The organism is Mucilaginibacter sp. P2_A5, from assembly GCF_056404995.1.
Map to the genome: position 1 here is coordinate 45941 of NZ_JBFUCY010000035.1, position 15131 is coordinate 61071.

A 15131-nucleotide genomic window follows, 5' to 3' on the forward strand; every position below is an offset into this window, starting at 1 on the left:
TGAAAGCTTTTAAAAATTTAAGTTTATACCCAGCCTTGCCGTTCCCGAAACAGGATACGTGCGGAAATCGTCGCCAATGGTTGATACTCCGTAAGCATTGGATACCTCGGGCGAAAACCCTTTGTATTTTGTGATATAAAAAGGATTGGTGGCATTAACGTATACCCGCAGGCTCGAAATTCCCAGCTTGCTTACCACCCCTTTGCCAAACGTATACCCTAATTCCATGTACCGCGCTTTAATGTAAGTGCCATCAAAAATATTGAAATCAGACGATTGTGTTGTTGAAGTATTTACGGCATAACGGGGAATGCTGGTATTGGTATGTGTTGGGGTCCAGGAGTCAAGCCACTCCACGTTAAGGTTGGAAAGGCCCGAGCTTACAAACTGGTTACGCGAATCGTTATAAATTTTTCCGCCAAAACTGCCCATCATATCTATGGCGATATCAAACCCTTTGTAGGCAGCGGTTATTGAAATACCGCCAACAAATTTTGCATAAGGCGAACCTATATCTGTTTTGTCGTTGCCATCAATAAAACCATCGCCATTAATATCTTTAAATAGCAGGTCGCCCGGTTTAAGGCCCGACCAGTATTGCTTGCCGGCGATACCGCTTTTGGTAGCTGCATCGGCATTTAACTGGTCAATTTGCGCCTGGCTTTGAACTATCCCTGCCGACTTATATCCGTAAAAATCGCCAATCGGAAAACCCTGTTTAGATATGTGGGTAGATGGCACCATAAAATCTGAAGCGTAGGATGTTAATCCTTTAAAATCGAGGATTTTATTTTTGTTGGCGCTTCCGGTAACTGTTACACCATATTTAAATTGGCCAACCTTATCGTTCCAGCTTGCCTGGAACTCAAAGCCGCTGTTGCGTACTGTTCCGGCATTTGAGTAAGCCGCGCTTGTCCCTGTAGATCCGCCGGGGATGGGTAACACCAGGAGCAGGTTTTTAGTATCGCGCCTGTAGTAATCGGCTTCAATCCGCAGGCGGTCGTTAAACGTGGTAAACTCCAAACCCAGGTCGGATTGTTGCGAAACTTCCCAGGTAATATCGCGGTTGGCAGCCGCAATGATGGTTGCCATTGGGTAAAATACACCATTAAAAACGCCATCATAGGTTGTTTCCTGGTTAAGTGTGCTGTAGGTTTGATAATTGGCAATTTTGTTGCTTCCTGTTTGGCCCCAGCTGCCGCGTAGTTTAAGGTTGTTGATCCACGTTACATTTTCCATGAATTTTTCCTGGGATACCCGCCAGCCCAATGCCACCGAAGGAAAATATCCCCACCTGTTGCCATCGGCAAATTTTGACGAGCCATCACTCCGGAACGAAGCCGTTAGCAGGTAACGGTCCATGTAGCTATAATTTGCCCTGAAAAGATAGGACAGGATTGATTCGCTTGAAGGCAATGCACCTAATGAATTGATGCTGGTGGTTGGATACACCTGGATGTAGCGATAATTGGGGTCGGTTGTGGTTAGCGGCCCGCTGGCGGTTACGTCAACACCGCCATAATTGGTATTTTGTGCAGTGTAGCCACCCAATAAATTAATATGGTGTTTGCCTATTTGTTTGTTGTAGGTAAGCGTGTTTTCCCATAACCACGATGATACGGTTGTATACCCGTTTTCGATAGTGGTTTGGTTGGCTTGATTTGCTCCCAAATTGTAAGATGGGGTATACTTGTTTATTTTGTTCTGTGTGTAATCTACCCCGTAACTGCTGCGGAACACCAAACCATCAAGCAAATTGTAGTTCAGGTAACCGTTGCCCACAAATTGCAGGGGATGTACTTTATTATCTTTATGATAATACAACTCGGCAAAAGGGTTTACAATATCAATATCCTGGCCTTTTGAAAAAGACCCATCGCGGTTATAAACCGGTAATAATGGCGAAATGCGGGATATAGAGTTTATACCGCGGCCAGTGTTGGAAACACCATCGCCATTATAGTTGCTGCTGGCCAATGAAAGGTTGTGCCCGATAGATAATTTGTTGCTCAACTTATACCCGTTATCAGCCCGCAGGGTGAGGCGGTTGTAATCGGTATATTTTAAAACACCCTCTTCTTTGTGGTAACTGGCGCTGATATTATAATTTACATTTTCGTTGCCCCCGCCTACCGAAAGGCCATAGTCACTCACCATTCCTTTTTGGGTTACTTCTTTAATCCAATCGGTACCTTCGCCAATGGTATCCAGGTTATTATAAACCGGGGATGCGCCAGCATTGGTTTTAAACAGGTTTACCAGCTGCGCGTACTCTTTGCCGTTGGCAACATCGTATTTACGTGTCAGAAACTGGAAGCCGTGAGAAGTAGTAAAGTTGATGACCGGCTTACCGGCTTTGCCCTTTTTGGTAGTAACCAGGATAACACCGTTTGCACCGCGCGAGCCATAGATGGCCGTAGACGAGGCATCCTTTAATATTTCCATCGATTCTATGTCACCCGGAGCCAGGAAAGTAATGTTGGCCACCATCATACCGTCAACAACATAAAGCGGGCTTGCATCGCCGTTGGTACCCAAGCCCCTGATAAATACGGATGGGGCTGTGCCGGGGCCGCCCTGGTTTAGTATTTGCACACCCGGCGCCTTGCCTTGTAAAGCTTCGGCCGCGTTGCTGCCGCCAATTTTGGTAATATCGGCCGCCTTAATGCTGGTTACCGAGCCGGTAAGATCTGATTTGCGCTGAACGCCGTACCCTACCACAACAACTTCATCAAGGGTTTTACCGGCCGATGCCATTTTAACCACCATAGGGCCGCTAAAATCGGCCGCCACATTAACAGCGGCATAACCCATGCTCTGGAACCGTAAAATTGCCTTCTGGGGTACGTTAATGGTAAACTTGCCATCGGCGTCTGTAGCAACACCATTTGATGTACCTGTAACCATTACCGATACGCCAACCAGTGGGGTTCCGTTCCCGGCGTCGACAACTTTACCGGAAACCGGCTTATCCTGGGCGCCGGCGAGCGCGGCAAAAAAACACAAAAAAATGATGGTTAGCAGCCATCGGATACGGAAAGTAAAATCTCTCATAATTTTGGATTTAAAAGTTTAAATAATTGGATTTTAACCCGGCCAAATTGGGTGCTGACAGGATTTCGAGTGCTAATCTCGATTGAAAACCGCTCTTTTGGAGGCGGCTAAACGGCCAAACAACGGTGGTAGATTTGCATATTTAAGCCCCAAAAAGGCTATAAAACGCCAATTAAAGCAATTGGTCGGATTGCCGCCGTTTTACCGGGCGCGGTAAAAAAACATTTTAAATAAAAACCCGGCCAGGAAGCAGTTCCTAAACCGGGTTAGATTCATATACAGGCGCTTTGGGCACTGGCACCGCCTGCCCGCCTACCGGGTATTTTCGGGTGCCATTCCGGCGCCCAGGTTGTAACTTTTTACAAAGGTTTTCCGGTATTTTCGGATAAAATCTGACGGGTTCATTTCAAAAAGCTTGCAAAATTGTTCCCTGAAATACCTTACATCCTGGAAACCGATTTTGTAGGCCACCTCTTTAATCTGCAAATCGCTTTGGATCATCAGCTCGGCCGCTTTCCTGAGCTTGATATGCCTTATAAATTCGGAAATATTTAAACCCGAAATCGCTTTTACCTTCCTGAACAAATTAGACCTGCTCATCCCCATTTCCCTGGTGAACACAGATACCGAAAAATTTTCATCATCCAGGTGTTTTTCAATCAAAGCAATACATCTTGCCAAAAACTGGCTGTACTCCTCCGGAATTCTCAGGTTGTTGCTCTTCAGCGTCACTTCGTTCAGGAAAAACTGTTTAAGTGTATTCCGGCCTTTTAAAATACTTTTGATACGGGCTACCAGCAGGTCGTTTTCAAAGGGCTTGGTTATATAATCATCGGCGCCGCATTCAACACCCTTTAATTTTATTTCGGGCGAAGAACTGCCGGTTAAAAGGATCACCGGGATATGGCTGAACGAGGGTGAATCTTTTAATTTCGAACAAAACTCAATCCCGCTGAATTCCTTGATCACTACATCGCAAACAATAATGTCGGGGTCTGTTTGCATTACAATCTCAAGTCCTTCAACAGTATCTTTTGCTTCATAAACGTTATAGGAATCTTTCAGCAGCTTGCGAAGATACTGGCGGATATCGCCGTCATCATCAATAACCAGCACCGATGGCTTGTCTTTAACAATGCTATCCATCAATTCGCTTACATGATCAGGTTTTTCCGGTTCTTTCAACAGTCCGGGTTCATGATCTATGATGGCTTCGTTTAGGATCTCAAATGCCGACGAATGAAAAACCGGTTTAGTTACCTCCAGGGGTTTTGTTATCGCATCAGCCCCAGGCAACTCTATTTTGAAAACCGTACCCTCTCCAGGCGCGCTGGTGTAAGATAAATGACCGTTATGGATATCAACATATTTTTTGGCGAGGAATAAACCGATGCCAAATCCACTTTGGTTAGCCCTGTCGGTTGCTTCCTCGCGGTAAAACTTTTCAAAAAGGCGGTCGCCTGTTTCTGCAGAAATTCCGTGTCCGCTATCATGTACCTCTATTTCAACCTTATCGTTTACCTCCCGCATATACATGGCCACTTTGCCATGATCGGGCGTGAATTTCAGGGCGTTGGAAAGTAAGTTAAATAGCACAATCTCCATTTTTTCCCTGTCGATGCAGGCCAGTATCTCCTGGTCTATATGCAACTGATAATCCAGTTGCTTTGCTTTAGCCTGGTTGTTAAAGCACGAAAAAACTTCGCGGGCAATGTCGGATAGGCTTACCCATTCTTTTTTCAATTCGGTTAGTTCATTATCTGTCGACCGGAAAAGCAACAACCTGTCTACCAGGCCCAGCAGCCTCCGGGCATTCCGATATACCGAACTCAGGTCTATCAGGTCGATATTTTTGCCGTTATTTTGCAGTAGTTCCTTTATCGGGTTGGCAATGAGTGTAAGCGGGGTGCGGAATTCATGCGAAATATTGGTAAAAAAGGCTATCTTCTTTTCGTTAAGTTCCTTTTCCTGTTCTACCTTCAGGTTGGCCAGTTTAACTTCATAGTGCAGCTGGTTTTCCTTTTTATGGTAATAAATGTACCCGTAAACCGATGCGGATATAATACCCATATAAAGCAAATAAGCCCACCAGCTCCTGAACCATGGCGGCAGTACGGTAATAGATACTATTTTTTCTTTTGTATTCCATACGCCATAGCCATTGGTGGCTTTAATATGCAGCGTGTAATTGCCTTCGCTTAATCTTGAATAATTTAAAACCCGCGCGTTATTAACGTAGTTCCAGCTTTTATCCCAGCCCTGCAGGTAATAGGCATACTGTATTTTTTCGGGAAGCGAATACTCCAGGGCAACATACTCCATAGATAGTACGGCCTTATCATAAGGCAAACGTATTTTATCGATATCGTAAATATTAACCGCGTTTTTTATATAGGCATTATTGGCATTAACATCCTCATTTTCAATACTAACCTGCGTTATCAGCAAATCCGGAAAGCTGTAAAAACGCCTGATGCTATCCGGGTGAAAGATGTTAAAACCCTTTATCCCGCCAAAAAGCAACTCGCCGGATGATAATTTCCCGGCCGCGTTAAAATAAAACTGGTTGGATTGCAGACCATCTGAGGCGTAATAGTTTTCAAATTTTTTTGTCGCGAACTTTAACTTGGATAGGCCGTTGAAGGTGCTCATCCATATATTTCCCTTTGTGTCGTTTTCGATGTTTAATATCGTGTTATTGGGCAGGCCATTATTTTCGTTGTAGAATGCAATTTTTCCGGTAGCCAGTTCATAAGTCATCAGGCCTTTGCCGTGGGTACCAATAAATAAGGTGCCATGGGCAACAAGCAAGCTGCGTACGGCAATATTCGACTGTATTACCGCCGACTGCCCAGTTTGTTTATTAACCCGCACCAGGTTTTTAAAACTACCCAGCCACAAATTACCCCTGCCATCATCCGTCATCGACAGCACATCATCTTTAACATCAAAACCGGCCGAAACAAATTCTCCGGCTGCCTTATCAAAATAAAAAAGCCTTCCGCGCTCAACCCCGGCCTTTTCGCCTCTTAAAAGCGTGGCCCAAATTTTGTCACCGGCATCCTGGTAAATTTTCCAAACGGATTTCCTGCTGCTCGCATTTTTTTGAAACGGTACGTTTTTAAACAAATGCGTGCCCGGATCATAAATATCAACCCCGCCCCCAAATGTGGCTACCCATACCTGGTTTTGCTTGTCTTTAATAATTGATGAAACCCGGTTACTGCTTAACGATTGCTGATTACTATCATCGTGCTGGAAAGTAGTGAATGTATTTTGGGCCCTGTTCCATACACTAATGCCCGAACCATCTGTGCCAATCCAGATGTTATGGCCGGCATCCTCACCAAACGAAAATGTAAAATTGGATACCAGGCTGATTTTATTATAAGGCTGATGTACGATAGTCCTGAACTGATTTTTATTTGGGTCGATAACGCTGATCCCTCCCCTTAATGTACCAATCCATTTACGGCTTTGGCTATCCTCGTAAATGGCATAAACCGAGTTACTTGAAAGTGTACCGGCATCCTGCTGCTGGATAAGGGTGCACTGGCCGCCACCAAAAATATTTACAGTGCCTACACCCAAACCATCGGTTGCCAGCCATAGGGTTTTAGTTTTATCAAAGTAAAAATCAAATACTTTGATATTATCGAGCGCCTTATTAGTAAAAACCTGGTGCTTAAGCTGGCTGGTTGCAGTATTAAAGGAAAACATACCCCCGTTTGTGCTTATCCAAAGGTTACCATCGGGCCCCTGCTTCATGCGGGTAGCCAGCGGAAGCGGGCCGCTAACCGGCACCACTATATTTTTGCCGGGTAAAAACCTGCATAAACCAATATTATCAACAACCAGCCAAACACTGCGGTTGTTAAGAATTGCAAGCGCGGTTACGGTATATTTCCATTGCTGTTTTTTTTGGGCATTTAACAAGGGTACCTCAACAGCAAAAGACGCACTTTTATAGTAGATCATTAAACCGGCATCTGTCGACCCGATCATCATATTGCCCGACGAATCCTTTTTCAACACGTTAATCACCTTATCAACCGGTACCGGGGCCAAAGCGCCCGCCGGGCCGGACTGGTAGGTTATCCGCGAAAAATGAAGCGTTTTACTATCCAGGATACCAACACCCAGGCGGGTGCCAACCCAAATCTGGTCCAGCTGGTCCTGCTCCAGGGCTGTGATGGTATTTTCGGGCAAACTTGCCGGGTCATTTATTTTGTTCCTGAATTTTTTAAAGGTGTAGCCGTCAAACCGGTTAAGGCCGTCGAGGGTGCCAAACCACATAAATCCAAATTTATCTTTAAAGATAGTGGTTACGGTATTGTTTGACAGGCCCTGCTCAATCCCCAGGTACGACATCGGGAACGGGGACGAATCTGCATTATACTTTAACAGTAAAAACGCGGTTATAAAAAGCAATTTCTTCATAAAATGCTGCAGGCTATAGTGCTATTTTTAGCGACAGAACTTACCTGTTTAAGGCGATTTATTAATTGGTGTACTAATTTAGCAATTATTAATTTTTTTATCTCCAATAAATGATTGTTTTTTTAACACTTATTTCACCCGCTCGCTATCCGTCTTAAAGTAAAAATGGGGCGCAAACCTGCACCCCATCCGGGTTAATACCTTATTTTTATGTAACAGCCGTGTTTCCGGATAAAAGCCATTATCAAAATCAGTTGATAATAATTTTTACGGCGTACTGGTTATTTAGTTGCAAAATATAATTACCCGAAGGTATGTTTGTATCCAACTGCACCGGCAATGTATTCCCTGATTTTGTTGCAGATTTCCGGTATACCACCTTACCATAAAAATCGGTGATGGTAAGCTGCACATTACCATCCGGAATAATTGGCGTTGTACGTACGGTGAAATGTCCGTTTACCACCGGGTTTGGATAGGTTACAAAACCTGGATTCTCCAAAGCCGGCTTTTGAAATTCCAAAGCATTATTCCCGGCCAAACTGGCAAATGATGCCGCCTGGTAGCTACCCGGTTCGGTTCCATATATCAGGCTGCCTTTATAGTAAACGCAAACGTGGTTATTGGCGCTCATTGCGCCTGTTTGGTACGAGTAATCATTAGCCTGGTTTAGCGCCGACCAATCTGCCTTTGCTATCCGGTACTGGATATTTCCCGAACTGGTGAGCGGGTACAGCTGCCCGGCAGTCGAGTCTATCTTTAGCTCCAGTTCCGAATCGGCAGTGCTATAAGATGGGCTGAGGGCGTAAAACTGTCCGCTAATTTTCGTGGTGCCCAGTTTAGCGTAATCAATAAAATAATTAAGGCCTGCATTAGAATCCTTTGTAAAAAAATAGCGGATTTTTATATCCTTGTAGCTTAAAGCGGTGTTGCCGGTATTATCAATCCTCAGGTAAGTACTTATGGTGTTGCTGCCGGCTGCTATGCTTTGTGTAAAAGCGGTAACCGTTGTTGAAGGCTGAATGAGCGAAGGTTCGGTGCCCCAAACTAAAACATTGTTTCGGTACAGGGTAAACTTGCTATTCTCGGCATAAGCGGTGCCCGGCTGATATGAATAATCGTTGCTTTCATCAAACACCGACCAATCTGAATTACCCACCCGTGTTTGGATAGCCCCCGTATTGGTTTGCGGCGCAAGCATTGCGGTACCGTTATCAAAAGAATATTCAATATACCCAAAAGCGTTATTCCTTGGCTGGGTAAGCGGAACGTACCTGCCTTTAATTTTGCCGGCGCCCATTTGCGCGTAATCCACATAAAAATTTATTCCCGCGTAGTTTTCGGCCGTTATCCAGTAGCGGGCAGTTAGCTCGCTGTAAGCGACACCAAGACTATCTGTGCTGGCTATCATCAAATAGGGCTTGATGGTGTTATTTGTTAGTTGTCCGTTGTCGCCGTCTTTATACAATACTTTTAACTGAACCGGCAATACCCTAAACTGCTGACTTACCGCAGCCGAATCATATTGAAAATTACCCTGCTGTATGGCGGTAATAGTAACAGTACCGGGCCCCACAAGGTGTACCAGCCCATTGTTAACGGCAGCCACACCAGGATTTGAGCTGATAAACGTAACCGGAAGCGAAGAGGTGGAGGATGCTGTCACGGTAAAATCAGCGTCGCCAAGGCGCTTAACGCTGATTGGATTAAAAGTAATCTGCTGCGTTTTTTTACTAACGATTAACGTTTGGGAAACCGGTACTGCCGGACGGAAAAGATCAAAACCAGCCTGGGAAGCTGTTATGCTAACAGTATCGGCCTTGATGATATGTAACTTTCCGTTAACAACCGAAACCACCGAAGTATCAGAACTGGTATACAAAACCGGCAGGCCGGAAGAGGCCGACGCGGCAGGGTCAAAATCCGCATCGCCAACAAATTTGGCAGGCATGGCGGCAAAGGTAATGGACTGATCTTTTCCGGTTAAACCGGCTATTTCGGCTGTACTTAAAGCCCGGCCATAAATCCTGAAATCGTCAATGGCGCCTTTAAACATGGGGTCGTTAAACTGCGATTTACCCAGGTAGTTTTGGGTTGTGTTGCCCAGGTTGGCGGGTTTAATGGTGATGGTGGTACTTGTTGCTACAAGCGCGCCGTTAATAAACATGTTAAGCGTATTGCCGGATTGCGTAAGGGCAAGGTGAGTCCAGGTGTTTAACGGGAAAGTATAGTTATACCTCAGGAACAATTCGGCGGGCGCGCCGTTTTTTATACCGTACCCTACAATTGATTTGCCACCGGTAACGCCTGTTTGCACGGTTAAAAACATATAATTGGTGGTACTTGAACCAAAGTCAAATACCCGCATCCAGTTTGAAATGGCATCCATTTTTACCCATGCAGCTATAGTAAAGTCGTTCAGTGTACTCACAAACCCTGCGGGCAGTGTAGCGTAGGCGGTTGATGTGCCATTTAAATAAAGCGACTGATCGATATACCCGGGCTGCCTTATAGCCGCGGATGCCATACTGCCATGAACGGCGCTCCAGGAATCGAGGATTTTGGTTCCGCCGGCTTCATTAAATCTGTAATAATGAACCTGGCCAACATTTGGGGTAGCAACGGCTACGGCGCTGTTGGGATTATCGGCATTATTGATAACAGCCGAAACCACGTAATAATAGGTGGTGCCGTTAACCACGGTAGTATCGGCAAACCTGTTTGTTGTTACATTAGCTAATACCGTGAATGGTCCCGCCTGGCTGGCAGAACGTTTTACATTATAAGCCGCACCGTTCAGGGCATCCCATTCAAGGATGTTTTTTTTATCGCCGCTTGCCACATTAAGCCCGTCGACAACATTGCTTTTAATAATAAAAGTGATGATGGCAGTAGCGGCTAAAGTATCATTAGCGGCACTTACCGATACCTGGAAAGTGCCAACCTGTACCGGCGTTCCTGAAATAATTCCCGTGCTGGTATTTATAGCCAAACCGGGAGGCAAGCCGGTTGCATTAAAGCTTTTGGGCGAGTTTATTGCCGTAACCTGGTAACTGAAAGCAGACCCGACGATGGCTTTAGCCGAATCGGCGCTGGTTATTAGCGGCGGTGTTGTGCGGTTATCCCTTAAAATCACATCGTTGCCGGTACCGCCCTTGTAACTGATGCGAAAATTGGTACCGTTGATGTTGACCATCGACAATTCGGGCAGATTTTTAAAGGTTCCTGACACTGCCGAAGTACCGGTATTGTTTATAATAGTAAAAATAGCCCCCCTGGGAACCGAATCGGCCGACAGGCTTTGAATAGATAACAAAGGAGAGTTCAGCGTAACGGAGCCGGCTTTCACCAGGTCGGCACTATCTTTTGCTACTTTAATCTCGGCTTTTAGTGTAGCATCAGTATTCATGGTTAATAATCCCGTTACCGTCATTGTGCCAATAGCGTTGCTACCCGGCGACAAAAACGCCCCTGCCCCGCTGCCCGAACCAACTGTGAGCGGTGCAGCGCAAGTGCCTATACCACCAACAGCACCGGCATTTACCAGTACCGGGCTGGTTACCTGCCCAACGCTATCAATAAGGAAGGCGCCTGCATTTACAGTTGTACCACCGGTATAATTATTGGTGCCGGTAAACCGCAAAGTGCCCGTTCCCTCTTTAATAATGGCAATTGCGCCGGATATGATGCCGCCGAAGGTGGTGTTTTTATTTAAAGCACCGATACTGATAACCGGGCTGCCATTGTCCCTCCTCATCTGTCCGTTTCCTGATAATGCGCCAAATTGAAGTACACCGGTAAAGGTAAATCCATGGGCATCGGTAAAACCACTGTTTAACACCCAGCTAGCCTTTGCACTCCCGGATGTAGCCGTGTTGAAACGGATGCGCGAATTGGAGCTCCTGTTTATCGAGATGAAAGTTCCTTCAAAACCGGTGTTATCTCCGTTTAACTGCAAACCCTGGGTGTTATTGCCATCGTGTTCAAGGGTTCCCTTGCCAAGCAGCCGGCCGGCAAGTGCAAGGCCTCCCCCATCAATATACATGTAGCTTTTTACCGAATCTTTAACAATTACATCGTTGAAGATAGTGCCGAAGCCATTATTCATCAGTGCCCCGCCGTTCAGGATAATCTTACCTGTTCCGGCCGCCCCGGATAGCGGGGCCCCTATTGTACCGGTTCCAGTACCTCCAAGCTGTAGTGCAAAGTTTGGCGGCCACCCGCCGGATCCACCTCCATTTACAATGGTATTTCCCGAATAGGTATTAAGCCCCTTAAGTACAACGGTGCCCGATCCGCTTTTTACAATTCCGCCGCTGCCGCTTATTACCCCGCCCAGGGTTAAAGCTCCTGCATTGGTGGTAACCGAAACCGGCCGGGTTACAACCACCGGTAAATTAATAACCTGCCCATTGGCCGAGTAGTTATAAATATCGTTGCCCAAGGTTACACCGTTACCGGCAAAAGTATATGCCGCGGCGTTGCTGTTAAATATCAGCCTGGGTATTTCCAGGCCGTTAATATCGTTGTTCAGTGTGGTTGCGGATGAATTATTAAAAGTTAAAAGCGCAGGAGAAACAGGCGCCGTGGTGCTTTCCCAGTTGGCAGGGTTTGTCCAGTTGGCGTCGGCTGCCGTTGCGCTCCAGGTGTTTGAGGATGCTCCCGGCACGCCAAGCACCTCGGCCGAGTTGCCGCTTTCGAGGCTCGACCCCTTCGAGGCAACCACATAATAATAGTATCCGCCATTGCTTACATTTTGATCTGTATAAGTAGTATCTGTCACTCCGCTTGCTATTACTGTATACGGGCCGCCGCTGATTGCCGCACGTTTTATGGTGTAAGTAGCCGCACCGATGGCCGTATGCCAGCTAAGGCTGATTTTCGAATCAAGATTAACAGCATTTAACGATGTAACCAGGGAAGGGGGCAACAGGATACCTGCCTCGTTGGAATTTGAACTTTCCAATTCACCTGCGCTGGCGGTAACCACATAATAGTTAGGCCCCGGGTACGGAACAGCATCTGTGTAAGCGGTTGAAACGACATTGGATACGATGACCGAATACGGCCCGCCCGAAGTTAGCGAACGCTTAACGGTATAGCTGGTAGTGTTTGGCGATGCAACCCATGAAAGGCTAACGCTGTTGTCGTTTTGTTTAATAAGCGCAAGCGATGCCGGCGCCGCGGGTGCAACGTTATTCCTGACGGTAATAACAAGCAAATCAGATCCGGTGCCGTTAGCGTTGGCTGCTTTCACCGTTACCACATATTTACCAGGCGTAGTTGGCGAACCGGAAATACCCCCTGTTGAGGTATTGATTGATAGCCCCGGCGGCAGCCCATCGGCCTGGAATGAGGTTGATGAAGGCGATGTAAGTACGGTAAATGAATAAGGAGAATTTACAGTAGCTGTATCTGCGTTTGAACTGGTAATAACCGGCGCCCCGGCGGGGATGGTATTGGTAATGCCAACATCCGTAAATGTAGAAGAGTTTAACGCCGACGCGTTGTGCGAAGTAACGCATAACCCAACGTAGGCTGTGGCCGATATTGGTGTTTCTACAGTGGAGATACAGGTCCAGTTTATACCGTCTTCTGCGTGGTATGCATAAATCCTGGTGCCCAACCGTTCCAGTTTCAGCCAGTAAGGCGCACCTGCTATGCCATGGCTCTGGTAGCCGGCCGGCGGGTTATTCCATGATACATTGGTTTTATTCCAGGCAGTAGCGCCACGCCAGGAGGCATCCGCCTCGCCCGATTTTTTAATGAATAGCCCCACATATTTGGCGTTTTCGGCAAGCGATTCGCGGAACATGATACCTGCCTTCGCATCGGGGCTGGTATTATCTATAGTGGTTACCCGTGTAATGATAGCCGCATCGCCGGTTATTTGTTTAAATGCAAAATGGAAAGCATCCGGAGCCGTAAGTGGCGGCACCGGGATATCGGCTCCGGCACCTTTTATGGTCCATGTGCCGTTGCTATTGCCTGCACTTCCGGCCAGCCCCACGTTGCCTACATCAATATCAGCAAGGCCTGCAACGCCCGCAAAAGTGGGGTGGGTAATTGGCGCGGGTATTGTTGCTGTAGAATTATCGGCTGTTTTAAGAAACAAAAATGATTCGACCCCTTCTCCTATCAGGCTATCGAGTTTCATGGTATAAGGTGCGGGCAAACCTTTTCGTAAGGTATAAGCCCCCCTAATGATGTTATAAAAATTCATTCTGCGCCTGGCGCCCCGGGGGCCGCCAAAGCCGCCTCCCCAAAACGCGTATGCGCCCCCAAACTTAATGTAAGGAATGTCGGTAGTTTCGGCCTGGTATTGCGCATACAGTTCGCTTGCGGTAAGCAAACGATTGTCCATTTCGGCAAATAAATCTATCCCCTGCTTCCAGGCTACCTCCGCATTCCAGCCAAGGGCCTGCAGCTGGCCTGCCCAGTGCCCCTCGTCCCTGCCGCTGTCTCCTACCTCGCCGTTGCCCAGGCTGTTGGATAAGCCCCCGGCTGCGTCTTTGCGAAGATCGGCGATAGCCTGGTTCCATTTTGTGGCGTCGTCCAAAAAAACCGCTATAGCCAACGCAGCCTTAAGCTGGATAGCACCCTGGTTTGCGCCCCTCACCGGGTTTGGTACATCTACCTGCGGCCAAAGCACGTTGTTAAAGTAATTATTTACGTTGGTGGTATTGGCAGCCGTCCATCCGGGGTAGGTAGATTTAAGGATATCCGCAGCGGTAACATACCGTTCGGCGTAATCACCCAGGTCAAGGAAAGTTTCGTCGCCCGTCCACTTGGTGTTTGTTACCGCCCAGGCATTCAGTATATCAGTGGCTTTTTGCGCGTATGCTGTGTTATTGGTAAATACATACATAAATGTCAGGTTAAAAACAGCCTGCATATCGTTTTTAAACTGTGTATTGTTAATATCAGGCGCCCTGCCCACAATAGCGAAGGGGCCCTGCATGCCGTATGTAAGCTGCGATTTGGCATCCGCGGCAAACGCATTATAAGCAGTTTTCCAGGGCTCCACAGCAATGTTTGCTTTCAGTTGTGCCAAATCGTAATTGGTAAAAGGAATACCCGGATGTACGAAGGTTTGGCCGCGTACCTGCTTCGGCGCGGCAATGATAACCGGCAGCATCCACAGAAAAATTAATTTAAACAGCTTTGGTAGTTGTACTTTCATAATATAGGTTTTAAATAGGCTTCAGCAAAAACAGGCATAACAGGCACCGGCAGCAGGCATCAATCGTCAGTATGCCTGGCAGGCTGCCGCCGAAATAAAACAGTGGCCTACAGTTCAGATAAGCATACCGGAAATTAAAATCCGCTTAAAAATTCAGTAATTGGTTTATTATATCGCACAGACATTGGCCGCCCTACATCAAATCAACAGGCATCAACAAAGCAAATGTCAGTGTTTTACAATTTTTTTAGCAGCTGCAAAATGGCCAGATACAGGTGGCAAAATGTATTTTAAAGCGATTGCAATAAAGTATTATTTGCCCTGAAATATCTCCCCTATCACCTGTTGCAAGTAAAGACAACCATAAAAGATATATATACTCACCCCGGATGCAAATATTTACAACCGGTTGAATACAGTCACCTTCGCCCCCCGGATATAAAATTTGAAAACA

General features: G+C 46.5%; 3 protein-coding genes. All 3 read right to left on the reverse strand.

Annotation, left to right across the window (positions count from 1 at the left end):
- Nucleotides 1-9: 9 nt before the first annotated feature.
- The 3 genes from AC1DXF_RS24555 to AC1DXF_RS24565 all read right to left on the reverse strand — a co-directional run bounded on the left by AC1DXF_RS24555 (nucleotide 10) and on the right by AC1DXF_RS24565 (nucleotide 14677).
- Nucleotides 10-3054: a SusC/RagA family TonB-linked outer membrane protein gene (locus tag AC1DXF_RS24555; RefSeq protein WP_477451345.1), complete on the reverse strand. Its 3045-nt coding sequence runs from the start codon at nucleotides 3052-3054 to the stop codon at nucleotides 10-12.
- A 312-nt stretch (nucleotides 3055-3366) separates the two neighbouring features.
- Entirely contained in the window at nucleotides 3367-7494 is a 4128-nt protein-coding gene (locus tag AC1DXF_RS24560; protein WP_477451346.1) for a hybrid sensor histidine kinase/response regulator, read from the reverse strand.
- Nucleotides 7495-7744: 250 nt separating this feature from the next.
- On the reverse strand, nucleotides 7745-14677 hold the full coding sequence (locus tag AC1DXF_RS24565; protein WP_477451347.1) for a cellulose binding domain-containing protein: 6933 nt from the start codon (nucleotides 14675-14677) through the stop codon (nucleotides 7745-7747).
- Nucleotides 14678-15131 lie beyond the last annotated feature (454 nt).

Coding starts and splice junctions, on each gene's coding strand:
- AC1DXF_RS24565 (WP_477451347.1), bottom strand. CDS start 14,677: ATGAAAGTACAACTACCAAAGCTGTTTAAATTAATTTTTCTGTGGATG.
- AC1DXF_RS24555 (WP_477451345.1), bottom strand. CDS start 3,054: ATGAGAGATTTTACTTTCCGTATCCGATGGCTGCTAACCATCATTTTT.
- AC1DXF_RS24560 (WP_477451346.1), bottom strand. CDS start 7,494: ATGAAGAAATTGCTTTTTATAACCGCGTTTTTACTGTTAAAGTATAAT.